A 26,943-nucleotide genomic window follows, 5' to 3' on the forward strand; every position below is an offset into this window, starting at 1 on the left:
AACTAGGTCTGTATTATATGAGTCTATCATGTGGTTTAATAGGTCTACCCAATGTTGGGAAATCTACTTTATTTAACACTTTAACAAAATCACACGTTCCAGCTTTAAACTTTCCGTTTTGTACGATTAAACCAAATATTGGAATTGTACCTGTGTGTGATGAACGTGTGAAAATACTTTCTAATATTGTACAATCCAATAAAAAAACATATGGTTATATAAAGTTTATTGATATTGCTGGTTTAGTTAAAGGTGCTTCTAAAGGTGAAGGCCTAGGTAATCAATTTTTAAATAATATTCGCAATGTTGATGTTGTGATACATGTTGTAAGATGTTTTCAAAATTTAGAAATAATACATATAAATAACAAAATTGATCCTATATTAGATATATCAATTATTAATCAAGAATTAATTTCTTCTGATTTATCTATATGTACTAATTTACTAAAAAATCTAAATAAAAAAAATATTCCTAAAGATCAAGATATTGATTATATTAGAGAGTTGTTAAAAAAATGTGAAATTTATTTGTCTAATAAAAATTTATTAAGAATATCAAATTTTAGTATTAAAGAAAAGGATATTTTGTCTTTTTTTAATTTTTTAACATTAAAACCTGTTATATATATTTTAAATTTAGATAAAACTAGAGCTAGTAGGAATCTATATAAACAAATAAAAATATTTTTAAACAAAGAAAAAGAATCTATTATACCTATTTTTATGAAAAATTCTAAGCGTGTTAGTTCTAAAGATATTAATAGAACTAATAATAATGTTAAAAATTATTATTTAAGTCAATCTGATTATTTACAAATTATAAACCAATGTTTTAATTTGTTAAATTTGTGCACTTTTTTCACTGTAGGAACTAAAGAAGTTAGAGCATGGCTCTTTCTTAAAAATAGCAATGCTATACAAGTTGCAAATTTAATACATAGTGATTTTAGTAAAGGTTTTATTAGAGTAAAAGTTATTTCATACCATGATTTTTTAGTTTATAAAGATGAGAAAGATTTACGTGCATTAGGAAAGTTAAGAATTGAAGGTAGGAACTATATTATTCAAGATGGAGATATTTTAAATTTTTTATTTAATGTTTAGTTTTTTTATAGAGAAAAATAATTATATTTTTCTCTATTAATTTTTCTTTTAAGCTTCTAGTAAAAATTCTCTTAATTTTATAAAATCTGGTTTCATGTGATACGATAATAGTGGTAAATTTTCTCTGCTTTTTAGTGATACTGGCAGAGAAATTTTAACTTTTAGTATTTTTTCAATGGTTTCTTGAAACTTTGCTGGATGCGCGGTTCCTAAAAATAATCCATAGGTTTTATCTGAAATTTTATTTTTTAATAATTTATATGCTATAGCTGCGTGTGGTTCAGAAACATATTTTAAATTCTTTAGTTCTACTAATGTTTGTATAGTTTTTTTATCGTTTATACTTCCATATCCTAATTTTTTTAAATTCCATTTTTTTCTTTTAAATAATTCTTCTACTCTAGGCCAATTGTTTGGTTGACTAATATCCATAGCATTAGATATTGTAGAAATTGTTTTTTTTGGATCCCATATATTGTTTTTTAAAAATCTAGGTACTGTATCATTTGCATTAGTAGCAGCTATAAAAGATTTTATAGGCAAACCTAATGATTTAGCTAATAAACCTGCTGTTAAATTTCCAAAATTTCCACATGGAACAGATATAGTTAAGTTTTTTTTATATTCTTCTGGAATTAATGCAAATGCTTCAAAATAATAACATATTTGCGCTAATAATCTACTAATATTAATAGAATTAGCTGAATTTAAACCTTTTTTGTTTTTTAATTCTTGGTCATTAAATGCTTGTTTAACTAAACTTTGGCAATCATCAAAGCTACCATCTATTGCGATGGTTTTTATATTTTTACCTAGTGTGCAAAACATTTTTTCTTGTAAAATACTAATTTTACCTTTTGGATATAATATTATTACACGTACTTTTGGCATTTTATAAAAAGCATGTGCTACTGCAGCTCCAGTATCACCTGAAGTAGCAGTTAATATAGTTACTATTTCATTTCCTTGATTTAAATAAGATAAAATTTGTGCCATAAATCTAGCTCCAAAATCTTTAAAAGCTAGAGTAGGTCCATGAAATAGTTCTAAACAAGCGATATTATCTAAAACAGGTTTTATTTTAGGTCCAGAAAAGGAAAATGCATTTTTTATGCATTTTTTTAGATCTTTTATAGGAATTTCATCACCTATGAATTTATTTAATATTTTTGTACTTCTTTCTATAAAATTCATATTTAGTAAATTTTTTAATTCTTTATTGTTTATAATGGGTAGATCATTAGGAAAAAATAATCCTTGATTAAAACCTAAACCAAATTTAACTGCTTGTGCAAAACTTACTTTTTCATTTTTATGTTTTAAATTATATAAATTCATATTTAACCTTTATATTATTCGTGAACCTTTTGTATCTAAATGACAGATATGTACAAAACCATTTTTATTTTGCAAATAATTATTATTTAACCATTTTGAAACTTTTTCGGCAATATTTAATTTTTTACATATTGCAAATAAAGTTGGACCGGATCCTGAAATTCCACAACTTAATGCACCAATTTTTATAATATTTTTTTTAGCATTTGAGAAACCTGGTAATAATTTCTTACGATATGGTTCTGCTATATGATCTTTTAATAGATAAAGTGCTAATTTTTCTTGCATAGAATATGTTGCATGAATAAAGCTAGCTAAAAATTTGCTATGTTGTATACATGTTTTTTTTTTATATGTTTTTGGTAATATAAATCGTGCTTTTTCTGTAGATACTTTAGTTCCTGGCCAAGCAACAACCCAAAACCAATGTTCAAATATAGGTATTTTTTGACTGATAATATTCATTTCATTTATAATTAATTGCATTCCTCCTAAATAGGATGGTGCAACATTATCATAATGTATGCTACCGGATATCTCCCCTTCTAAAACACCCATAATTTTTAATAATTGTTCATCATTCAATGGATTATTAAAAATAACATTCATAGCATGTAAACTTGATACTATAGAACAAGCACTTGAACCTAAACCAGATCCAATTGGCATATTTTTTTCTAATGTTATATGTACATTTTTTTTTTTTTGTGTTGTTTTTAAAAAAATTTTCCATGCTTTCCAGACAATATTTTGGTTTATTTTTTTAGGTAATTGATTGGCGAATTTACCAATGATATTAATTTTAAAATTATCTGATTTTTTAATTTGTATACAATCACCTAGTAAAGTTCCATTTATTGGTTTAATAGCTACTCCTAGTAAATCAAAACCAACGCTAACATTTCCAATTGAAGCAGGTGCGTAAATTTTTATCATTTTATTTCCTTTTTTATGATAATATTTTTAATAAATCAGTAAAAATTCCAGCAGCGGTGACATTATTTCCTGCACCGTATCCTCGTATTACTAAAGGTATAGGTTGATACTCATTACTGTAAAATGCTAATGCATTTTCACCGTCTTTTACTTCATATAATGGGTCTAATTTATCTATTTTTTTCAATTTTACATAACATTGCCCTGTGGATTTAATAACACCTATAAAACGTAAAACTTTGTTTTTTTTAAGTGTTTTTTTAATTTTTTCTGAAAAATATTGATCTAATTGTTTTAATTTTTTTAAAAATTCTGTTTTATTATTTATGGATTGAAATTTTTTTGGAAGAATTGTTTGTATTTTTATATCTTTTAATTCTATTTTATAACCCATCTCACGTGCTAAAATCAATAATTTTCTAGCAACATCAAGGCCTAATAAATCATCACGAGGATTTGGTTCAGTAAAGCCTAATTTTGCAGCATTTTTTGTTGCTTGAGAAATAGATATATTATTATCTAATTTACCAAATATATATGATAAAGAACCAGATAAAATACCTCTAAATTTGATTATTTTATCACCTGTTTGAATTATATTTTTCAACGTTTCTATTACAGGTAATCCTGCACCTACATTCGTTTCGTATAAAAATTTTCTTTTTTTCTTATGTGCAATATTCCTTAATTTTTTATATTTTTTCATGTTTAAAGTGTTATATATTTTATTAGGTGTGACTATATGAAATGCGTTTTTAATAATTTTTAAATATTTACTTGGTAATTGATTATTAGATGTGCAATCTACTAATACTGGGTTATTTAAATATGTTTTTTTTTGGATTTTTAATATTTTATTTAATTTAAATTTTTTTTTAGATTTATTTAGTTCTTCTTTCCAATTATTTAATTGAATACCATTGATGTTGATAAGTATTTTTTGTGAATTTGCTATACAACAGACTTTTATTTTTGTGTTTTTTTTTTTTAATATACTTTTATTTTTTTTTATTTTTTTTAATAAAGCGCTACCAACGCCTCCTGATCCTACAAGAAATACATCAATTATTTTTTTTCTATTAAATAAAGCGTGATGTATTGATTGAGCTGCAATTATCATTTTCGATGATTTTATAACTAATGATAGGGAGTATTTATTATTTCCTTGAATAATTTGTAAAATATTTACATTTATATTTGATAAACTTTTAAAAATTTTTTTAACAAGGTTTTTTTTTAAATGCAAATTATTTCCTATAATAGAAATTATTGCTAAATTTTTTGTAATTTTTATTTTTGTTTTTATTTTTTTTGATTTTTTAAAATTTTTCTTTATTAAAAATTTTAATTCTTTTTTATCTTTTGTTTTAATATATAAATTAATACTATTATTGTAAGTTGTATTAGGTATTAATATATTCCATATAGAATTATTATTTAAAAATTTACATATTTTTTTGTGTAAATGATTGATTATTTGTATATCTTTATTTTCAATATATATTTGTATTATATTATTTAAATGTGTTACACCTTTTATTTTATTTGTATTATTTTGAGTATTTTGTTTTTGAATTATTGTACCTTTATTTTTTATATTTAAGGTATTTTTAATAATACAAGGAATATTTAAATTTAAAATTGGAAAAATAGTTTTCGGATGTAATACTTTAGCTCCGAAATATGATAATTTTATTGCTTCTTGATAAGTTAATGAAGATAATAATTTAGTTTTTTGAATAACTCTAGGATCACTTGTATATATTCCATCTACATCTGTCCAAATTTCACAACAAGATCCTTTTAAGCAAGCGGTTAAAATAGTAGCAGAATAATCTGAACCATTTCTACCTAGTAACATCATTTCTTTATTTTTATTTCCTGCTATAAAACCTGGCATTAAAATTATATTTCGAGATGGTATTTTTTTTTTTTGTATAAGTTGAGTAGATATTTCAATATTTGCAATTGATTCTAAAAAGTTTCCTATTGCTAAAATTTTTTTCACTGGATCTATTATGGTAATTTTATGGTTTCGGGATTTTAATAATGCTTGCATTATATTTATAGAAAAATTTTCTCCTTTAGAAATAATATAAGCATATATTTTATTAGGACACGTCTGTAATATATTTATTTGTTTAATTATTTTTTTTAAATGTTTTTCTTCTTTTTTAATAAATTTTTTTATTTTTTTATAAATAAAATTTTTTTGTTTAGAATTAATTTCTTTTATTATGTTTTTTATTTTTTTAAATATTTTATAAATGTATTTTTTTATTTTTTTTTTATTTTTATGGTGTTTTATTATTTTTTCAAGATAATTAGTAATTTTTGCTGGAGCTGATAAAATTACTGATATCTGTTCTTTGTGAATTTGTGATTCAATGATATGCATTATTTTTATAAATTTTTCAGCATTGGCTAATGATGTTCCTCCAAACTTTAATATTTTCATAATATATATGTTCCTTTCATATTTTATTTGTATCAAATTATATTATTTTAAGTAATATATTTTATTTTATAATTATATTTAGATATTTATATAATTTACTTTTTTTTAATATATTTTTTATTTTTACAGTAAATAGTATGTTATTTAAATATTTTGATAAAAATTTTATTTATATACTGTAAAAATAAAATAAATATTATATAATATTTTAATGTTAAAATATTATATAATGAAGATATATTTATATAAATGAACATTATGAAGAACTCTATTCAGATGATTATTTCTGCTACTCAAATTCGTAAAAGAATAATTGAGCTTGGCCAACAAATTACTAGTAATTATAAAAATAGTCAACAAAATATGGTATTAGTTGGATTGTTAAAAGGATCTTTTATATTCATTGCAGATTTATGTAGATGTATTAATATTGAACATGAAATTGATTTTATGACTATATCGAGTTATGGTAATAATACAGTTACAAATATGAATGTAAAAATACTAAAAGATTTAAATCAAGATGTTTGTGGTAAAAATGTTTTAATTATTGAAGATATTATAGATTCAGGTAATACTTGGTTTAAAGTAAGGGAAATTATAAAGTCTAAAAAACCACATTCTTTAGCTATTTGCACTTTATTAAATAAAACCAAAAGCCGTGATATTTCCATTCATATTGATTATACAGGTTTTTATATTTCTAATGATTTTGTAGTTGGATATGGTATAGATTATGCACAATATTATAGATCTTTACCTTATATAGCTAAAGTTATTTTTTAATATTTTTTAAAATATTTTTAAATATTAATGAAGATTTTTTATAATATTTAATATATTATTATTTTCATTATTACTAAAAATATGCAATAAAAGATTTCATAATATATGAAATTAAAAATTTTTATATATAATTAATATTTAGGAATGATTATATGAGAAAAATTTTAAATTATACAAAAATTGCTTTAGGAATAGAATATAATGGTTCTAGATATAAAGGATGGCAAAAACAAAATAATTTTAAAAATACTGTTCAGGAAACAATTGAGTCTGTTTTATCTTTTATAGCACAACATGAAATTAAATTATATAGCGCCGGTAGAACAGATTCTGGTGTACATAGTATAGGTCAAGTAGCACATTTTTATACTTCTACTATTAAAACTATGGAATTATGGATATCTAGTTCTAATTCTTTTTTACCGGATGATATTACTATTTTATGGGCTCGTTCAGTTCCATTTTATTTTCATGCTCGTCATAGTGCATTATCACGGCATTATAGGTACATTATTTATAATAAAAAATATAAAACTGCTATTTTTAAAAATTTTTTATGTCATGTTAATAAAAAATTAGATATTAAAAATATGCAATTTGCAGGTAATTTCTTGCTCGGAGAGCATGATTTTTCTTCTTTTAGATCGAAAGGTTGTCAATCATCTAGTAATTATAGAAAATTAACTTATTTTAATATATTACGTGATGGACCTTTAATTATTATTGATATAATAGCCAATGCTTTTTTATATCATATGGTTCGTAATATAGTAGGTTGTTTGATAGATATTGGTACGTGTAAAAAAAATGTTTTTTATATAAAAGATTTGTTAAAAATGAATAATAGAATGTATGCTTCTTCTACAGCTAATTCCAATGGCTTATATTTAATTCATGTAAAATATCCTAAATTTTTTAATATACCAAAATCTTTTAAATCTTTTATATGAAATTGATAATATAAAAATTATATATTTAATTATTTAAATTAAATAATTATTTTTCTAATGTATGTAATTATTGTAAATAGTAATATTTTAAAATTAATTATTTATTTTTTTTTTTTTTTTGGTAAATTATATTTTACGAGAATAATAACTAATATACATATGAGTATTATAAAATGTGGAAGGTAATGTTTCAAAAGTTGTTTATTAATAAAAATGATCATATATTACGCGAATTTTATAAAATAGTTCATGATATTAATAATTTAGAACCAATTTTTGAAAAATTAAATGATGATGAATTAAAAAATAAAACTTTTTATTTTCATGATCTTGTTAAAAAAGGTGTAAGTTTAGATGTATTATTACCTGAAGCGTATGCAACTGTCAGGGAAGCAAGTAAAAGAATTTTTAAAATGCGTCATTTCGATGTTCAATTACTTGGGGGTATAGCTTTACATAAAAAATATATTATTGAAATGTCTACTGGTGAAGGAAAAACATTAACTTCCACATTACCTGCTTATTTAAATGCTTTAAATAAAAAAGGTGTGCATATTGTTACCATGAATGATTATTTAGCTCAAAGGGACGCTAATAAAAATGCACCTTTATTTAATTTTTTAGGTATCACTGTAGGTTTAAATTTATCCAATATGTCTATTCAATTAAAAAAAAAATCTTATTGTGCAGATATAACTTATGCAACAAATAATGAATATGCATTTGATTATTTAAAAGATAATATGGTTTATTCTACACAAGAAAAAGTTCAAAGGTCATTAAATTATGCTATTATTGATGAAGTGGATTCAATATTAATTGATGAAGCTAGGACTCCTTTGGTTATATCTGGTATAGTAAATAATAAAAAAAATGTGTTTACTAAAATAAATAATATTATTATCCCTAATTTAATTTTTCAAGGTTATGAGGAGTCAAATGTATTATGTAAAAATGGTGATTTTATTATTAATGAAAAATGTAAACAATTATATTTAACAGAAAGTGGTTTTACAAAAATAGAAAAATTATTAATTAAATATAATTTTATAAATGATAAAAAATCTCTTTATTATCCTGAAAATATTGTTTTTTTTTTACATGTAATTTCTGCTTTACGTGCTCATTATTTGTATTTTAAAGATATAGATTATATTATAAAAGATAATAAAATCATGATCGTTGATGAACATACTGGTAGAATTATGCATGGTCGTCGTTGGTCTGATGGTTTGCATCAATCTATTGAAGCAAAAGAAAATATTGCAATACAAGATGATAATCAAATATTAGCTTCTATAACTTTTCAGAATTATTTTAAGTTATATAAAAAATTATCTGGCATGACAGGTACCGCTGAAACTGAATCATTTGAATTTAAATGTTTTTATAATTTAAATACTGTTGTAATACCTACAAATCGTCCCATGATACGTAATGATTTACCTGATTTAGTATTTTTAACTCATAAAGAAAAAATAAATGCTATTATTTTAGAAGTATTGAATAGATTTAAGAAGAAACAACCTGTTTTAGTTGGAACAATATCTATTGAACAATCTGAGATAATTTCTAAAAAATTAAATAATTTAGGTATTAAACATAATGTTTTAAATGCAAAAAGTCATTCACAAGAAGCAGAAATTATAGCAAAAGCTGGAGATGTTGGAGCAGTTACAATTGCTACTAATATGGCTGGTAGAGGTACGGATATAGTTTTAGGAGGTTGCAAAGATACCTTTATTTTTAATAATAACTATTCATTATCATCAAAAATTATTAAGAAAAAAACAAAAATTTGGAAAAAAAAACACAAATTCGTGTTAGATGCTGGAGGATTGCATATTATCGGAACAGAACGCCATGAGTCTAGAAGAATTGATAATCAATTAAGAGGACGTTCTGGACGACAAGGTGATGTTGGATCTTCGCAGTTTTATGTTTCTTTAGATGATTCTATAATGCGCATATTTATTCCTAAAAATGTTATAGTTTTTTTTAGAAAATTAGGTATTAGGTATGGACAATCAATACAACATTCTTGGATTAATTCTGTGATTACCAATGCTCAAATTAAAATTGAGAAAAGTAATTTTGATATTCGTAGACAAATATGGGATTATGATAATATTTTTAATGAACAACGAATAATAATTTATAGATATAGAAATATTGTAATGAATGAAAAAAGTATACATAATGTTATAAATGATATTTTATATGATATTGTTAAAAATATTTTAAATAAACATTTTATACAAGATAAAATAACAAATGAATTTAATATAAAATCTTTAAAATGTGATTTAAAAAAAGATTTTAATGTAGATATTGCAAAAATTAAATTATTGAATCAAAATATTAAAAAATATAAAAAAAATATTTTTAAGGAAATACTTTTTAAAATACGTTTAAATTTATTTAATATAGAGAAATTTGTTGGTTTAGAAAATATGCGATTGTTTGAAAAATCAGTTATGTTAAAAAATTTAGATATTTTTTGGAAGGAACATTTAATTAATATTGATTATTTGCGTCAAAGTATATATTTAAAAGGTTATGCTCAAAAAGATCCTAAGCAAGAGTATATAAAAGAGTCATATATTATGTTTGTTTCAATGTTTGATGCAATAAAATACAAGGTAATTTCTATTTTAAGTAAAAGTAATATAGCATCTTTAAATTTTTATAATCCTATGTTTTCAAATATTAATATTATTAATAAGAATTCATAATTTTTATTTATTTTAATTATAGAAAATAAATTTATAATATATTACTTATTTTAACATTATTTTATTTAATTTTTTCAAAATTTTCATGTTCTATATTGAATTATTTGAGTATATTTTTTATTTATTTAAATATTTAGTTATACATATTTTATAATTTTATTGTAAACTATATTAGGGATGTAAAATATGGGTAGTTCTTTTTTTAATGATTTGGATACTATAGAAACAGATGAATGGATTCAATCAATAGATTCAGTTATTGCCAATGATGGTATTGAAAGATCACTTTTTTTATTAAAAAAAATAACTGATTATATTAAATATAAAAAAGGTTGTAATTTAAATTTGCAGTTTTTTAGTGATTATGTAAATTCTATTCCTGTTGAAAATGAACCAGAATATCCAGGAAATTTAAAAATAGAAAAAAGCATTTGTTCTGCAATACGTTGGAATGCAATAATTATGGTTTTAAAAGCTGCAAAAAAAAAACAGGATTTAGGAGGGCATTTATCTTCTTTTCAATCTTCTGCTGTCTTATATGAAGTATGTTTTAATCATATTTTTAAAGGTAGTGGAAACGATTATGATGGGGATTTAATTTATTTTCAAGGACATATCTCACCTGGTATTTATTCTAGAGCATATTTAGAAGGTAGGATTTCTTCTGTGCAATTGGATAATTTTCGACAAGAGTTGCAAGGTAATGGTTTATCTTCTTATCCTCATCCAATGCTTATGCCTAATTTTTGGCAATTTCCTACTGTTTCTATGGGACTTGGATCTATTTGTGCAATATATCAAGCAAAATTTTTAAAATATTTAAATAACCGAGGTTTGAAGGATACTACAAAACAAACTGTGTATGTTTTTTTAGGTGATGGTGAAATGGATGAACCTGAGTCTAAAGGTGTTATCAATATTGCTTCTAGAGAAAATTTAGATAATTTAATATTTGTTGTAAATTGTAATTTACAAAGATTAGATGGACCAGTGTTGGGTAATGGAAAAATAGTTAATGAGTTAGAATCGTTTTTTATAGGAGCGGGTTGGGAGGTTATTAAAGTATTATGGGGTAGTAGTTGGGATGCTTTATTTCAAAAAGATTATTCTGGAAAATTAACATATTTAATGAATGAAACATTAGATGGAGATTATCAGAATTTTAAATCCAAAAATGGCGCATATATAAGGAAATTTTTTTTTGGAAAATATAAAGAAACTAAAAAATTAGTAGAAAATATGACTGATACAGAGATTTGGAATTTAGAAAGAGGAGGGCATGATTTTAAAAAAGTATATGCCGCATTTGTAAAAGCTAAAAGTATAGTTGGCAAACCAGTAGTGATTTTAGCACATACTGTAAAAGGTTATGGATTAGGTTTAAATATTGAATCTAAAAATATTGCACATCAAGTGAAAAATATAAATATGCAAGATTTACATGAAATTTATAATCATTTAAATATATCAATTAAAAAAAAAAAAATAGATGATTTACCATATATTAAATTTAATAAAAAAACTGATGAATATAAATACATACATAAACAAAGAAAAAAATTAAATGGTTATTTACCTCAGCGTTTAAATAAATTTACAAAAGATTTACAATTACCTAAATTAAGTGATTTTGAAATTTTATTAACATCACAAAAAAAAAAAATATCAACTACAATTGCTTTTATCAGGTTTTTAAATATATTAATTAAAAAAACAGCTATTAAAAAAATAATTGTACCTATAATAGCAGATGAAGCAAGAACTTTTGGTATGGAAGATTTTTTTCGACAAATAGGTATTTATAATTTTAAAGGACAAAATTACATTCCTCAAGATAAAGAACAATTATCTTATTATAAAGAAAGTGTAAATGGCCAAATTTTACAAGAAGGTATTAATGAACTTGGTGCAACTGCATCTTGGTTAGCAGCAGCTACTTCTTATAGTACAAATAACTTACCAATGATACCATTTTATATTTATTATTCTATGTTTGGTTTTCAAAGAACTGGTGATTTACTTTGGGCAGCTGGAGACCAACAAGCTAGAGGTTTTTTAATAGGAGGAACTTCTGGACGTACTACATTAAATGGTGAAGGTTTACAACATCAAGATGGACATAGTCACATACAATCTTTGACTATACCAAATTGTATATCATATAACCCTGCATATGCTTATGAAATAGCAGTTATCATAAATGATGGTTTACGACGTATGTATGGTATTGAACAAGAAAATATATATTATTATATTACTACTTCGAATGAAAATTATTTAATGCCAGCAATGCCTAAAGGAGCAGAATTAGGAATATGTAAGGGTATTTATCAATTAAGTGTTATTCATAGTTTTAATTGTAGTATACAATTATTAGGTTCTGGTTCAATTTTAAGAATTATTAATAATGCTGCAAAAATTTTATTATCAGAATATAATATTGGTTCATATATTTATAGTGTTACATCTTTTACTGAATTAGCACGAAATGGGCAAGATTGTGTACGTTGGAATATGTTAAATCCTGATAGAAATAAAAAAAAACCTTACGTTGCCGAAGTTATGAATAATTTTCCTGCCGTTGCTGCTACAGATTTTATGAAATTATTTGCAGAACAAATAAGAGATTACGTTCCTTCTGAAAAATATTTTGTTTTAGGTACAGATGGTTTTGGTTTGTCTGATAGTAGAAAAAATTTACGTAATTATTTTGAAATTAATGAATATTACATAGTTGTTGCATCATTATTTATTTTATCAGATTGTGGTTATATTAATAAAAATATAGTCTCTAATGCTATTATTAAATTTAATATTGATGTTAATAAAATTAACCCTCGTTTGTTTTAAAAGGTTTATATAGTGGATATTATAGTGCAACTACCGGATATTGGAATTGATGAAGCGGAAGTAGTAGAAATTTTGGTTCATAGTGATAAATTTATAAAAAAAAATCAAGGTATATTAAACATAGAAGGGCATAAATCTGCTATAGAAATTCCATCACCTGAAGATGGAATAATTAAAGAAATATTTGTTAAAATTGGTGATAAAATACATACTAATGATAAAATATGTGTTTTAACTATTAAAGAAAAAATACTACAAAATAAAGAAAAAAAAAATGTAGATAATGATATTATTAGAAATAAAAATTTAAGTAGAAAATCATATTTCAAGAAAAAATATATTAAAAAACAAAAAACAAATCATGCTTCACCGTTAATACGTCGATTAATTCGTTTAAATAAAATAGATATATCAAGAGTTTCTGGAACTGGTAGAAAAGGCCGTATTCTTAGAGAAGATATTGACCATTATTTAAATAATTTAAATCAAAAAAAAATATTAGATAATGTTACATCATCTAATAAAAATATTAATGATTGTGAAACAATAAAAAGTATAAAATTTAACAATATACAAAAAAATATAATTTTTAATTTAAAAAAGAGTTGGAAAAATATACCACATGTAACGCATTTTGAAGATCTTGATATTACTGAATTAGAAAATTTTCGTATAAAATATAATACAAATATTAATTCTTTAAAATTAAATACAAAAATTACTTTATTACCTTTTATTTTAAAAATAGTTGCTCAAGTTTTAAAAAAATTTCCTAAATTTAATAGTTCTTTAGATTTACATAATAATCAGATAATTCTTAAAAAAAATATAAATATTGGTATAGTTGTAAATACTATACATGGTTTATTCATCCCTGTAATTAAAAATGTGTATAAAAAAAAAATTTTAGATATTGTTGATGATATTCATGTGTTATCTAAAAAAGCTCATAATCGAAAATTATTGTTAACAGAAATGAATTCAGGTACTTTTACTGTTTCAAATTTGGGTAAATTTGGTGGTGGTTTTTTTACACCTATTATTAATTTTCCGGAAGTTTCGATTTTAGGTATGTCTAGAGTAATTTTAAAACCTAATTTAATTAATAAAAAATTAATTGAAAGAATAATTTTACCTATTTCTTTATCATATGATCATAGAGTTATTAATGGAGTAGATGCAGGTGAATTTATTTTTTCTATGAATGAATTAATATCTGATATACGTTATTTATTAATGTAAATAAATGTATGTATTTATTTTTATTATCTATTTTTAAAAATTATTTATAATTATAATATTTAATATGTATATATTTCGGGAATATTTTTAAAAATATATTATTGAAAATCTTAATATGATTAACATTTATTATTATCAAGGTAAATATTATGAAAGATCATGTAATTACTACTAAAGTTGTGGTTATTGGAGCGGGTCCTGCTGGTTATTCTGCTGCTTTTCGTTGTTCGGATTTAGGTTTAAATACAATATTAATTGAACGTTATAATAAATTAGGTGGTGTATGTTTAAATGTAGGTTGTATTCCATCTAAAACATTATTACATATAGCTAAAATTTTTAAAGATACACGAGAATTATATAAAAAAGGAATTTTTAATTCTTTTCCAAAATTAAATGTAGATTCCTTACATAATTGGAAAAACTCTGTTGTTAATAAAATCAGCAGTGGTTTGCAAAATATTGCTAAATTTAGAAATGTGAAAATAATTTATGGAATTGGTTCTTTTATTGATCATAATACAATTTCAGTTGTTAATCAAAATAGTAAAATTTTAATTAAATTTGAGTATTGTATTATTGCAATTGGTTCTAAATCTGTTGATTTGCCTTTAAAAATTTCTGGTTTATGGAATTCTACTCAAGCTTTAAATTTTCCTAAAATACCTAGTAATTTATTAATTATAGGTGGTGGTGTTATAGGTTTAGAATTAGCTACTTTGTATAGTTCATTTGGTTCTACAGTAGATGTAGTAGATAATTCAAAAAAATTATTATCTATGGTAGATAATGATATAATGAAAATATTTAAAAAAAATATTGAAAATGAATTTAATTTATTACGTGCAGCACATGTTTCTTGTATTAAAAAGGATAATTGTAGATATATAGTAACTATAGTAAATCAAAATGGTTTAAAAAGTAAAAAAAAATATGATAATATAATTGTTTGTATAGGTAGATATCCTGATACTAAATTATTAAAAATAGATAGTATTGGTTTAAAGTTAAATGATAAAGGTTTTATTAAAGTTAATAAACAAATGAAAACAAATATTAATAATATTTATGCTATTGGAGATATTGTTGGTGAACCTATGTTAGCTCATAAAGCTATACATCAAGCGCATATAGCAGCAGAAGTTATATCTGGTAAAAATCATTTTTTTGAACCTCAAGTAATTCCTTCAATTGCTTATACTGATCCTGAAGTAGCTTGGGTTGGTATTAATGAAGAGCAAGCTATAATTAAAAAAATAAATTATAAAGCAGTTTCTTTTCCATGGAGTGCTTCAGGAAGAGCTATTGCTGTAAATTCTGCTTTTGGTTTAACTAAATTAATTTTTAATCGAGATACTTGTAAAATTATAGGTGGTTCAATTATAGGTAGTAATGCAGGTGAATTGTTATCTGAAATATCTTTAGCTATTGAAATGGGTTGTGATGCTGAAGATATAGCTTTAACTATCCATGCTCATCCTACTTTATATGAAACTATTGGATTAACTGCTGAAATTTTTCAAGGTACGGTAACTGATATTATAAATGTTAAATAAAATATTTTTAAGCATTTGAAAATAAATATTGAATTTTTATGTTTATTTTTTACTTTATTTTTAAACATTTTTTATATATTTGATATTATTGAAAAATATTTTTTAAATATTTTATTTGAAATGTTTATAAAAATTAATTAATTTTTCAAATTAATATTTGGGTATCCTTATTATTTTAAATAGGATATCCAAATATTTATATATTAAATGATGCACCGCATCCACATGTGTTTCTAGCTTGTGGATTATGAATAATGAATTTTGATCCTTCTAAGTTTTCTGAAAAATCAATAGTTGATCCTATTAAATATTGATACTTATTACGTCAATTATTAGAAGTATGTTTTTTTTTTTAATTAATATATCATCATTATTAATTTTTTCATCTAAATGAAATTGATATTGGAATCCATTACACCCTCCTCCTTTAATAAATATTCTTAGATTTTTTGTTTTATTTTTGTTTTTTAGGTTTGTTATTTTTTTAATTGCAGGTTTTGTGATTTTTATTTTTTTTGATATTTTTTTCATATATAACCTTATTATATATTTAAGAATATGTTTTAACATTCTTGTTATATTTAAAAATAAAAAAATTTTTATATTAAATATTTTTAAAAATTAATACAGTTTAATATAAAATTAATATTTATATTTTTAATAAGTTAAATTTTTTATATTGTATATCGTAGTATTTTGTTTTTTACTTGGTGGAATATTTTTTCTTTAGATTAATGTTTAAATTTAATATATTTTTTATATTTTTTTCATTTTTTTTTTAAGAAAATATTTTTTATTTATTTTATTAAATAATTTATTTAATTAATTTTGTATTATTATTTTTAAATAATTTATTTTTATAAATATAATTTATAATTTTGATATATTTTAAAATATAAATTTATTTTTTTAAATTTTTTTATTTATTATTTTAGAATAAAATAAATATATTTAAAGTATTAAATAAATGATTTAATAAATTTTATAATATGAATATATTGAAAATTTATTATAATTAATATTATGTATTATAATATGATTTATATATTTTATTTTAAAATAATATTTTTATATATTATAATTTCTCTATAATTCTTAATACTGCATTACGAGATTTAGTGTTATAATATTTTTCATGTATACTCGGTTTTATTTTTTTAAATATTTTAAATTTAATATTGTGTATTTTTTTAATTTCTTTATCAGTTATGGGAATTTCAGGTGGTATGTTATGTTTTTTATTGTTTTTTTTTATAAAATTCTTTATTATTTTATTTTCTATAGGATTGAATGTTATTATTACTAAACGTCCTTTAGGTTTTAAAATAAATTCAACTTGTTTTAGTATTTTTTTTAGTGCTTGTGTTTCTTTATTGATATATATACGAAAAGCTAAAAAAGTTTTTTTTAATGATTTTTGATATTGTAAGGTATTAGGTGTGTTTTTTTTTATAATTTTAGCTAGATCATGTGTAGTTTGGATATTTTTTTTTTCAAAAAATATAGCTTTAGCAATACTTTTTGAGAATTTTTCATTTCCATATTTTTTTAATATTTTTTGTATTTTTTTTTCATTATTCTTTTGGATCCATTTTGAAATAGATATTTTTTCTCTTTGATTTATACGCATATCTAATGGCCCATTTTTTAAAAAAGAAAAACCTCTTTTAGAATCATATAATTGAATTGAAGAAATACCTAAATCTAGTAAAATTCCATTTACTTTTCCTTTTATTTTTTTCATTTCTAAATATTTTTTTATTTTAGAAAAATTATCATTTATTATTTTAAATTGAGTATGATTTATTTTTTTTGCATATTTACAAGCATAAGGGTCTTTATCAAAAGCATATAAAAAACCTTTATCTAATTTATCTAAAATTTTTTTTGAATGCCCTCCATGACCAAATGTTCCATCTATATATATTCCATTTTTTAGAATATTTAAAGCTTTTATTGATTCATTTAATAATACAGTTTTATGTAATAACATTTTTTTAATATGATTTTTTGTTGTTCACTTATGAATATTATATTATATTTTTTATTTTTTTAAAAACTTTTTTTTGAAATGCTTATTACTCCAGATCTTGAAATTTTTATTATTTTTATTATTTTATTTATTTTATTAAGAAATCGCTTAAGAATTGTATGTATATTTGTAATTTGTATTATAGAAATTTTTTCTGATTGATATATAAAATCAAATTTTATTTTTTTTTTAATTATTTTTAGTAAATTTTTTTTTTTTGTGGTTATTTTTTTTGTTTTTATTAACATAGTTTCTATTTTAATATGTTTTTTTGATTTTATTTGATTGACTTTTAATACATCAATTAATTTATATAATTGTTTTTTTATTTGTTCAAAGCATTTCTCATTACTAATAGTTTTAATCGTTACTAATGATAAAGTATGATCTTCTGTTGGTGCAACAGTTAAACTATCAATATTATATCCTCTTTGTGCAAATAATCCTATTACTCTAGATAACGCACCGAATTCATTTTCTAATAGAATAGATAAAATTTTTCCCATTTTTTTTATTCTTCCTTATATTTTTTTCTAAGATGCATTTCATTCATACCTCCACCACGTATTTGCATTGGGTAAACATGTTCAGAAAAATCTATTATTATATTTACTAACACTAATTTTCCTTTTTTAACATATTTTAATGATTTTTTTAAATTTTCTTTTAAATTATAAAAATTTTCTATATTTATACCTATGTGTCCATATGATTGCGCTAATTGCATAAAGTTTGGTAAAGATTTCATATAAGATTGTGAATGTCTTCCATAATAAATAATATCTTGCCATTGTTTAACCATTCCTAATGCGTAATTATTTAAATTTAAAATTAAAATTGGTATTTTATATTGCATAGCTGTTGCTAATTCTTGAATATTCATTTGTATACTGCCATCACCAGTAATGCAAATAACGGTTTTTTTTGGAAATGCTAATTTTACACCTAACGCTGCAGGTAAGCCAAATCCCATAGTTCCTAAACCTCCGGAATTAATCCATCTTCTAGGTTTATTAAAAATATAATATAACGCAGTGAACATCTGATGTTGTCCTACATCTGATGTTATATATGCTTTTCCTTTGGTTAATTTATAAATACATTGAATGACACTTTGTGGTTTTATTTTTTTTTTATTTTGTATAAAATTTAAACTTTTTTTATCTTTCCATTTTTTAATTTGATACCACCAATTGTTTAGTTTTTTTTTTTTTTTTATAAGTTTAAGAATATTACATATTTTAGTAAGAATTTTTTTAGCATCACCAATAATATATAAGTCTGCATTTACAGTTTTTGAAATGGAAGTTGGATCAATATCTATATGTATTATTTTTGCTTTTGGACAATACTTTTCTAAGTTATTTGTAGTACGATCATCAAATCTAACCCCTATGGCAAAAATTAAATCTGAATTATGCATAGACATATTAGCTTCATATGTTCCATGCATGCCTAACATTGCTAAGCATTGTGGGTGTGATCCTGGAAACGCGCCTAATGCCATTAGTGTTGTAGTTACAGGTAAATTTAATTTCTCTGCTAAATATAAAATTTCTTTTGAACTGTTAGAGTTAACAACACCTCCTCCTATATATATTATTGGTTGATTTGCTAAAAATAATGTTTTTAATATTTTTTTTATTTTTTTTGTTGTTTTAAATTTTTGTGTTGGATTATATGAACGTATTAATATTTTCTTAGGATATAAATATTCTTTTTTATTTCTAATATTTAGTATATCTTTTGGTAAATCTATTACCACTGGTCCTGGTCTGCCAGTGTTTGCAATCCAAAATGCTTTTTTAAATATTTTAGGAATATCTTCTGTTTTTTTAACTAAAAAACTGTGTTTGACTATAGGTCTAGAAATACCTATCATATCACATTCTTGAAATGCATCATAACCAATTAAAGCGGAATCTACTTGCCCTGAAATTATAATCATGGGTATTGAATCCATATAAGCTGTAGCAATTCCAGTAATAGCATTTGTAGCTCCAGGCCCAGAGGTTACAAGTACTACTCCTATTTTACCTGTTGCTCTTGCATAACCATCAGCCATATGAGTGGCAGCTTGTTCGTGACGAACTAAAATATGTTTTATTCCTCCTATAGTATATAATGCGTCATATATATCTAATACAGCTCCTCCTGGATATCCAAATATATATTGTACTTTATTTTTTATTAATGATTTAATTACCATTTCTGAACCGGATAACATTTTCATTTTTTCTCCATTATATTTGGTATATTTTCCTAAATATAGAAATATTTTTATAAACTATCCATTATAAATTATAATATTACTATAATGTATCTATATGTGATTAATATGATTTTTTATTTTTTTAATATTTAAATTTATTATTTATGTTATATTTGTAATATATTATTTGTAATTTATTAAATATTATATATTTAAATATATAATATTGTATATATTTAAAATAATAAAATTATTTATGTAATTATTTGTATTATAAATAATATGTTGTTTTAATTATTATTTTTTTAAAAAAATCTTATATGAAAAAATATAATTTATTTTTTTTGTTATTTTTTATTTTATTTTTTTTAAAAATTTTTTATATAAATAAAAATTTTTTATTTTTTTTAAATAAACAATTATTACAAAATAAAAATTTAAATTTTCATGAAATTCTTGAAAAAGTTTTACCATCTATGGTGAGTGTTATATGTGAAGAAAATGTTATTAACGATAGTATACTAAATTCAAAAATTAATTTTTTTTTTAAAAAAAAATATCCTTTTTGTAATAACTTTTCACCATATTTTTTTTCACATATATGTAAAAAAACAAAAAATTTTACACATCATGTTAAAAAATATAAATTTTTTAGGAATACTTCCTTAGGTTCTGGTGTTATCGTTAACAGTCGTAAGGGATATATAATTACCAATAATCATGTAATAAAAAATGCAAATAAAATTTATGTAAAGTTGTACGATGGTCGAATATATACAGCAGATCTTATTATTAAAGATGTAAATATTGATATAGCTATAATTAAAATAAATAACGTTCGTGATTTAATATCTATTAATATTGTAAATAAAAATAATACTCATGTTGGAGATAAAGTTATAGCTATTGGGAATTCTTATGGATTAGAAAATACTGTTACTTCTGGAATTATTTCTTCATTAAATCGCACTAAATTAGGTATTGAATATTTTGAAAATTTTATACAAATAGATGCTGCAATTAATCAAGGAAATTCTGGTGGAGCTTTATTAAATATAAATGGAGAATTAATTGGAATTAATACAGCGGTTTTTTCCAATAATGGTGGTAATGTAGGTATAGGTTTTTCTATTCCAATTGAAGTAGTAGATATTATGTTAAATAGAATTAGTAATTTACAGGTTTTTAATAATTATATTTTTAATTTTTCTTCAGTAAATATTAATTATAATATATCTAAAATAAATAATATTTATTCTCAAAGAGGTTTATTAATAAATAATATATCTTTTTTTTCTGTTTTTTATTTTTCAGATATACAATTAGGAGATATGATTATTTCTGTAAATAATAATCGAGTAACAGATTTTTTATCTTTTCGTATGAATATAATGTTGCAAAATATTGATAAAATAGCGCATTTAAAAGTTATTAGAAGGAATATTGTATATAAAATTGATTTAGTTTTATATAAATTTTTATTAAAATTTAATAAGTATTATAATATTGATATTATATTTAATAAGCGAAATATAATAGATTATATAAAAAATAATAAATTTTTTTTAAAAATAAATGATATTAAAAAAAATAGTTGGATATATTATTGTAATTTTCGTGAATCAGATATTATTTTATCTGTGAATAATTATAATGTATTTTCTAAAAATTTAATTAAATATCTTATGTATAGTAATTTAGAATCTACTGTTTTTTATATTTATAAAAATAATAGTTTTGTTTTTTTTATAATTCATTAATTCTAACGGTTCGAATTTTGAATACGAACCGTTTTGTATTATATTTAAATATTTATGACTGTCTTAATAATTTATTTAATTCAGTTTTACTTAATGTTCTTGCATCTACTTTTTTAACTATTACAGCGCAATATAAGCTGTATTTTTTATCTTTAGATGGCAAGCTTCCAGAAACTACAACGGAATTTTTAGGAACCTTACCATAATATATTTTGTCTTTTTCTCTATCATATATTTTAGTACTTTGACCAATATATACCCCCATAGAAATTACAGAATTTTTTTCAATAATTACTCCTTCTACTATTTCTGAACGCGCTCCTATGAAGCAATTATCTTCAATAATAGTAGGATTATTTTGTATAGGTTCTAAAACTCCACCTATTCCAACTCCTCCAGATAAATGTACATTTTTTCCAATTTGTGCACATGAACCTACTGTAGCCCAGGTATCTATCATTGTTCCTTCATCTATATATGCCCCAATATTTACATAAGATGGCATTAATATAACATTTTTATTAAGGAATGCACCATAACGAACGTTAGCTGTAGGTGTAATTCGCACTTGATCATGTTCGAAGTTTTCTTTAGTATAATTTGTATATTTTAAAGGAATTTTATCGAAAAATTTTAAATTTTTAACTTTTATTAGTTTATTTTTTTTAATTTGAAAATATAACATTATTGTTTTTTTGATCCATTCATTAGTTATCCATTTTTTATTTATTTTATTTGCTACGCGTATTTTTCCGGTATTTAAATTTTTTATTACTGTTTTTATATTTTCAATTAGTATATTATCTTGCATTATTTCGGAAATTTTTTTATTTTTGTCAAATGCTTTTTCTATATTTTTTTTAATATTATACATTGTCATTATCCTAATTTTTTTTTAATAAAATATATTAAGTTTTTAATGTTTTTAAGTTTTTTCTTTAATTATATTGTTTAGTTTTTTTGGTATTTTTTCTGTTGATTGGTGTGTTAATATTTCACAACCATATTTTGTAACTAATATAGTATGTTCATATTGTGCTGATGGTTTTTTATCTATTGTTTTAACCGTCCAGTTATCTGACATAATTTGTACTTTATCACTACCTAAATTAATCATTGGTTCAACAGTAAATATCATACCTTTTTTTAATATAATTTGGTTGTCTTGTTTGCAATAATAATGTAATATTTGCGGTTTTTCGTGGAATTTTTTACCAATTCCATGCCCGCAATAATTTTTTACTATTGAAAAACTTGTTTTTCTAATATTTTTTTGTATTGCATAACCTATTTTGTTTATTAAAATTCCTGGTTTAATTACTTTTAATGCACAGTATAGACTTTTTTGCGCTTCTTGACATAGTATGTTATTTTCTTTTGAAATATATCCAACATAAAACATTTTAGATGCATCTGCATGATATCCATCTTTAATTATTGTAACATCTATGTTTAATATATCTCCATTTTTTAGAATTTCAGTTTTATTTGGTATACCATGACATACAACATCATTGACAGAAATACAAACAGATTTTGGAAAACCTTTATATCCTAAACATGCTGGGACTGATTTTTCCTGTATTATAAGTTCATGACAAATTTTATTTAATTTATTTGTACTTATTCCAGGTTTAATATATTTTTTAATATTTTCTAATATTTTTGCTACAATAATCCCGGATTTTCGTATTTTTGTGATTTCTGCTTTTTTTTTTATATACATTGTAAATTTTAAACCTTCAAATCAGATTAATATTTTATTTTATTGAAAACTTACAGTAATATACAATATTTATTGTATTTATTTTAAATATTTTTTATAAATTATATTAATTAGTATCTTTATGATATAAAATATAAATTTTAATATAAAAAATTTATTAAAGGAGATTGTATGTCTATTGTTTCTATGAAAGATATGTTAAAAGCCGGTGTTCATTTTGGGCATCAAACACGTTATTGGAATCCAAAAATGAAACCTTTTATTTTTGGCGCAAGAAATAAAATACATATTATAAATTTAGAAAAAACATTACCGATGTTTATTATGGCTATTTCAGAATTAAAAAAAATAGCTTTACATAAAGGTAAAATTTTATTTGTTGGAACTAAAAAAGTTGCTAGTACAATAATTAAAGAAACTGCTATTATTTGTAAACAGTTTTATGTTAATCATCGTTGGTTAGGAGGAATGTTAACAAATTGGAAAACAGTTCGTCAATCAATTAACAAATTAAAAGAATTAGATATGCAATCTAAAGATGGTACATTTGAGAAATTAACTAAAAAAGAAGGTTTAATAAGGTTAAAGAATTTATTAAAATTAGAAAATAGTTTAGGTGGAATTAAAAATATGGGTGGTTTACCTGATGCTATATTTGTAATTGACGCAGAACATGAAAAAATTGCTATTAGAGAAGCTAATAATTTAGGCATCTCTGTATTTTCTGTAGTGGATACTAATTCTAATCCAGATAAAATTGATTATATTATACCAGGTAATGATGATGCTTTAAGAGCAATTAAATTATATCTTGGTGTAGTGCAAAAAGTTATTATAAATTGTAATAAAAATGATTTAGATAATATAATGGATAAAATAGATTTAGTTTAATATTTTTTATTTTTATAATAGTATTTATGAAATTTAAAATTATAATTGTAAGGATGAATATATGCATTTAGATGTAAATCTTATTAAAAAATTAAGAGATATAACTGGTTTGGGAGTTATTGAATGTAAAAATGCTTTAATTACAAATAATAATGATATTGAATTATCTGTAGATTATTTAAGAAAATCTGGTAATTTAAAAATTGAACAAAAATCTTCTAAAAGTATAAATCAAGGATCGGTATTTGCATCTGTTAAAAATAAAATGGGAGGTATTTTAGAATTAAATTGTGAAACTGATTTTGTTGCTAGAAATGAGATTTTTAAGAAATTTGGTGAAAAAATTATTAATTTTATTTTATTAGAAGAAAATGGTAATATAGAATTTATTAATAAAATTTTTGATCAAGAAAGAAAAAATCTAGTTTTAAGATTTGGTGAAAATATAATTATAAAGAAAACTTTTTTTTTAAAGAGTGAGAATTTAATTTCTTTTTATTTACATGGTTTTAAAATTGCAGTTTTAGTTGATGGTATAGCAAATTCATCATGTTTAATAAAAAAGATAGCTATGCATATTGCTGCATGTTCACCGAAATATTTAAATGAAAAAGATATACCGGAATATATTTTAAAACGGGAATATAATGTACAAATGGAAATTGCATTAAATACAAAAAAATCGTTAGAAATTTCTAAAAAGATAGTTCAAGGTAGAATGCAGAAGTTTATTAATGATAATACTTTACTTGGTCAAGAATTTATTTTTGAAAAGAATGTTAATGTTGGTGATTTTCTTAAAAAAAATAATATTTCTATTTTGTCTTTTGTCAGATTTTCTATTTAGATATTCAATTTAATATTAATAGATTTAAAAATATATTTTATTTTATATAAATAAATTTTATTAATATTATATATTAAATTTTATAATTTCAGGGTTTTTTATGTATAAAAATACAGAAATTTTATATAAAAGAATTTTATTAAAATTAAGTGGTGAGTTTTTACAAGGCGCGAATAAATTTGGAATAGACGCAAAAAAAATATTAAGTATAGTAAATGAAATAAAATTTTTAGTAAATTGTGGAATTGAAATTGGTATAGTAGTTGGTGGGGGTAATCTTTTTAGAGGATCAGAATTAAAAAAAATAGGTATTAGTTCAGTTATATCAGATAATATTGGAATGTTATCTACTATAATGAATGGTTTAGCAATTAGAGATATTATGAATAAAAATAATATCAATGCTTGTTTAATGTCTGCTGTTCCTATAAATGGTATTTGCATGCATTATGATTGGAAAAAAGCAATGGATTATTTATCAAAAAAAAAAGTAGTTATTTTTGTAGCAGGGATTGGAAATACTAATTTTACTACAGATACAGCCGCATGTTTGCGAGGCATTGAGATGCATGTTGATATTGTTTTAAAAGGAACTAAAGTTAATGGTGTATATTCTTGTGATCCAGAAATTAATCTAGATGCTAAGATGTATAAAAAATTAACATATCAAGAAGTTTTAGATCGTAAATTGCAAGTTATGGATTTAGTGTCTATAATTTTAGCAAAAGATAATAATTTACCAATTCGCGTGTTTAATATAAATAAACCAGGTATATTATATCGCATTATTACAGGTGAAAAAGAAGGAACTTTAATAATTTAGCTATATTTTATATCTTTCATTATAATTATTATTTGAGGTGTAAATATGTTTTCTAATGTTTCAAGTGATATTTTAAATAATATTTTTTTATTAATGAAAAAAAAAATAAAAAATTTTAATATTAAAATTGATAAGTTTAATATCGGAAAACCTTCAGTAGATATATTTAATAATATTATTATTGATTATTATAACGTTCCCACACCTTTGAAAAATATTTCTAATATTATTGTGAAAAATTCCACAACAGTGCAAATTACTGTTTTTGACAAGTCTATGGTAAATATTATTAAAAACTCTATTATTCTGAAAAATTTAGATTTATATCCATATACGGCAGATAATCATATTTTTATTCCTTTTCCAGTTTTAACTACTGAAAAAAAAAATAAAATAGTTAAAATATTTGAATTAGAATCAGAAAATGCAAAAATTAATATTCGTAATATTCGAAGAGAAGGTAATGAAAAAATAAAATTATTGTCTAAAAATAAACAAATTAGTCTTGATGAAGAACATTTGTATTTAAATAAAATACAATTATTAACGGATGAGAATATTTTAAAAATTGATAAAATTATTTTAAAAAAAATAAATTCTATAAAAAAAATTTAAAATTGCGTATAAATATATATTATATCTTAAAGAGTTATTTTTTAATACATATATAATTTTTTTATTATATAATTTAGATA

General features: G+C 21.9%; 20 protein-coding genes and 1 pseudogene. 12 read left to right on the top strand and 9 right to left on the bottom strand.

Features of this window, described 5'->3' with window-relative positions; all coding sequences use genetic code 11:
• The first annotated feature begins 17 nt into the window (after nucleotides 1-17).
• The gene (gene ychF, locus RJT30_RS00685) at nucleotides 18-1,106 is read left to right on the top strand and encodes a redox-regulated ATPase YchF (protein WP_343190429.1); all 1,089 of its coding nucleotides are present in this window, start codon (nucleotides 18-20) and stop codon (nucleotides 1,104-1,106) included.
• Between the two features lie 48 nt (nucleotides 1,107-1,154).
• On the opposite strand, the gene thrC is transcribed toward ychF, so the two are convergent.
• Genes thrC through thrA form a run of 3 tightly spaced genes read right to left on the bottom strand, consistent with a single transcriptional unit; the run spans nucleotide 1,155 to nucleotide 5,838 of the window.
• Nucleotides 1,155-2,444, bottom strand: coding sequence for a threonine synthase (gene thrC / locus RJT30_RS00690; RefSeq protein WP_343190430.1), 1,290 nt, complete (start codon nucleotides 2,442-2,444; stop codon nucleotides 1,155-1,157).
• Between the two features lie 9 nt (nucleotides 2,445-2,453).
• The gene (gene thrB / locus RJT30_RS00695) at nucleotides 2,454-3,380 is read right to left on the bottom strand and encodes a homoserine kinase (RefSeq protein ID WP_343190431.1); all 927 of its coding nucleotides are present in this window, start codon (nucleotides 3,378-3,380) and stop codon (nucleotides 2,454-2,456) included.
• A 13-nt stretch (nucleotides 3,381-3,393) separates the two neighbouring features.
• A complete protein-coding gene (thrA, locus tag RJT30_RS00700; RefSeq protein ID WP_343190432.1) occupies nucleotides 3,394-5,838 on the bottom strand; it encodes a bifunctional aspartate kinase/homoserine dehydrogenase I in 2,445 nt (814 codons plus the stop codon).
• A gap of 258 nt (nucleotides 5,839-6,096) precedes the next feature.
• On the opposite strand from thrA, the gene hpt reads away from it, so the two are divergent.
• The 6 genes from hpt (at nucleotide 6,097) to lpdA (ending at nucleotide 15,957) form a co-directional block, all read left to right on the top strand.
• Nucleotides 6,097-6,624, top strand: coding sequence for a hypoxanthine phosphoribosyltransferase (hpt, locus tag RJT30_RS00705; protein WP_343190433.1), 528 nt, complete (start codon nucleotides 6,097-6,099; stop codon nucleotides 6,622-6,624).
• Nucleotides 6,625-6,776: 152 nt separating this feature from the next.
• Complete coding sequence (truA, locus tag RJT30_RS00710; RefSeq protein WP_343190434.1) at nucleotides 6,777-7,574, top strand: tRNA pseudouridine(38-40) synthase TruA; 798 nt, start codon at nucleotides 6,777-6,779, stop codon at nucleotides 7,572-7,574.
• A 185-nt stretch (nucleotides 7,575-7,759) separates the two neighbouring features.
• Nucleotides 7,760-10,309, top strand: coding sequence for a preprotein translocase subunit SecA (secA, locus tag RJT30_RS00715; protein WP_343190435.1), 2,550 nt, complete (start codon nucleotides 7,760-7,762; stop codon nucleotides 10,307-10,309).
• Nucleotides 10,310-10,495: 186 nt separating this feature from the next.
• The gene (gene aceE, locus RJT30_RS00720; protein ID WP_343190436.1) at nucleotides 10,496-13,159 is read left to right on the top strand and encodes a pyruvate dehydrogenase (acetyl-transferring), homodimeric type; all 2,664 of its coding nucleotides are present in this window, start codon (nucleotides 10,496-10,498) and stop codon (nucleotides 13,157-13,159) included.
• A 12-nt stretch (nucleotides 13,160-13,171) separates the two neighbouring features.
• Complete coding sequence (locus RJT30_RS00725; protein ID WP_343190437.1) at nucleotides 13,172-14,401, top strand: dihydrolipoamide acetyltransferase family protein; 1,230 nt, start codon at nucleotides 13,172-13,174, stop codon at nucleotides 14,399-14,401.
• 149 nt (nucleotides 14,402-14,550) lie between these two features.
• Complete coding sequence (gene lpdA / locus RJT30_RS00730; RefSeq protein ID WP_343190438.1) at nucleotides 14,551-15,957, top strand: dihydrolipoyl dehydrogenase; 1,407 nt, start codon at nucleotides 14,551-14,553, stop codon at nucleotides 15,955-15,957.
• 196 nt (nucleotides 15,958-16,153) lie between these two features.
• On the opposite strand, the pseudogene erpA reads toward lpdA, so the two are convergent.
• The 4 genes and pseudogenes from erpA to ilvB all read right to left on the bottom strand — a co-directional run bounded on the left by erpA (nucleotide 16,154) and on the right by ilvB (nucleotide 20,222).
• Nucleotides 16,154-16,488, bottom strand: a pseudogene (gene erpA / locus RJT30_RS00735) (iron-sulfur cluster insertion protein ErpA).
• 544 nt (nucleotides 16,489-17,032) lie between these two features.
• Entirely contained in the window at nucleotides 17,033-17,950 is a 918-nt protein-coding gene (gene rsmH / locus RJT30_RS00740) for a 16S rRNA (cytosine(1402)-N(4))-methyltransferase RsmH (protein WP_343190439.1), read from the bottom strand.
• Nucleotides 17,951-18,009: 59 nt separating this feature from the next.
• Nucleotides 18,010-18,495, bottom strand: a complete 486-nt coding sequence (gene ilvN / locus RJT30_RS00745) for an acetolactate synthase small subunit (RefSeq protein ID WP_343190440.1) — start codon at nucleotides 18,493-18,495, stop codon at nucleotides 18,010-18,012.
• A gap of 5 nt (nucleotides 18,496-18,500) precedes the next feature.
• Nucleotides 18,501-20,222 (bottom strand): biosynthetic-type acetolactate synthase large subunit, encoded by a 1,722-nt coding sequence (gene ilvB, locus RJT30_RS00750; RefSeq protein ID WP_343190441.1) that lies wholly within the window; start codon nucleotides 20,220-20,222, stop codon nucleotides 18,501-18,503.
• Between the two features lie 299 nt (nucleotides 20,223-20,521).
• Between ilvB and RJT30_RS00755 the strand changes: the two genes are divergently transcribed.
• A complete protein-coding gene (locus RJT30_RS00755; protein ID WP_343190442.1) occupies nucleotides 20,522-21,961 on the top strand; it encodes a trypsin-like peptidase domain-containing protein in 1,440 nt (479 codons plus the stop codon).
• A gap of 52 nt (nucleotides 21,962-22,013) precedes the next feature.
• On the opposite strand, the gene dapD is transcribed toward RJT30_RS00755, so the two are convergent.
• Nucleotides 22,014-22,835: a 2,3,4,5-tetrahydropyridine-2,6-dicarboxylate N-succinyltransferase gene (dapD, locus tag RJT30_RS00760; protein ID WP_343190443.1), complete on the bottom strand. Its 822-nt coding sequence runs from the start codon at nucleotides 22,833-22,835 to the stop codon at nucleotides 22,014-22,016.
• A 51-nt stretch (nucleotides 22,836-22,886) separates the two neighbouring features.
• On the bottom strand, nucleotides 22,887-23,687 hold the full coding sequence (gene map, locus RJT30_RS00765) for a type I methionyl aminopeptidase (RefSeq protein ID WP_343190444.1): 801 nt from the start codon (nucleotides 23,685-23,687) through the stop codon (nucleotides 22,887-22,889).
• A gap of 171 nt (nucleotides 23,688-23,858) precedes the next feature.
• Between map and rpsB the strand changes: the two genes are divergently transcribed.
• The 4 genes from rpsB (at nucleotide 23,859) to RJT30_RS00785 (ending at nucleotide 26,863) form a co-directional block, all read left to right on the top strand.
• Nucleotides 23,859-24,578 (top strand): 30S ribosomal protein S2, encoded by a 720-nt coding sequence (gene rpsB, locus RJT30_RS00770; protein ID WP_343190445.1) that lies wholly within the window; start codon nucleotides 23,859-23,861, stop codon nucleotides 24,576-24,578.
• 61 nt (nucleotides 24,579-24,639) lie between these two features.
• Nucleotides 24,640-25,425: a translation elongation factor Ts gene (tsf, locus tag RJT30_RS00775; RefSeq protein WP_343190446.1), complete on the top strand. Its 786-nt coding sequence runs from the start codon at nucleotides 24,640-24,642 to the stop codon at nucleotides 25,423-25,425.
• Nucleotides 25,426-25,525: 100 nt separating this feature from the next.
• A complete protein-coding gene (gene pyrH, locus RJT30_RS00780; RefSeq protein WP_343190447.1) occupies nucleotides 25,526-26,248 on the top strand; it encodes a UMP kinase in 723 nt (240 codons plus the stop codon).
• A 45-nt stretch (nucleotides 26,249-26,293) separates the two neighbouring features.
• Complete coding sequence (locus RJT30_RS00785; RefSeq protein ID WP_343190448.1) at nucleotides 26,294-26,863, top strand: ribosome-recycling factor; 570 nt, start codon at nucleotides 26,294-26,296, stop codon at nucleotides 26,861-26,863.
• Nucleotides 26,864-26,943: the final 80 nt, after the last annotated feature.

This window comes from Buchnera aphidicola (Mollitrichosiphum nigrofasciatum) (genome assembly GCF_039388045.1).
GTDB lineage: Bacteria > Pseudomonadota > Gammaproteobacteria > Enterobacterales > Enterobacteriaceae > Buchnera_K > Buchnera_K aphidicola_B.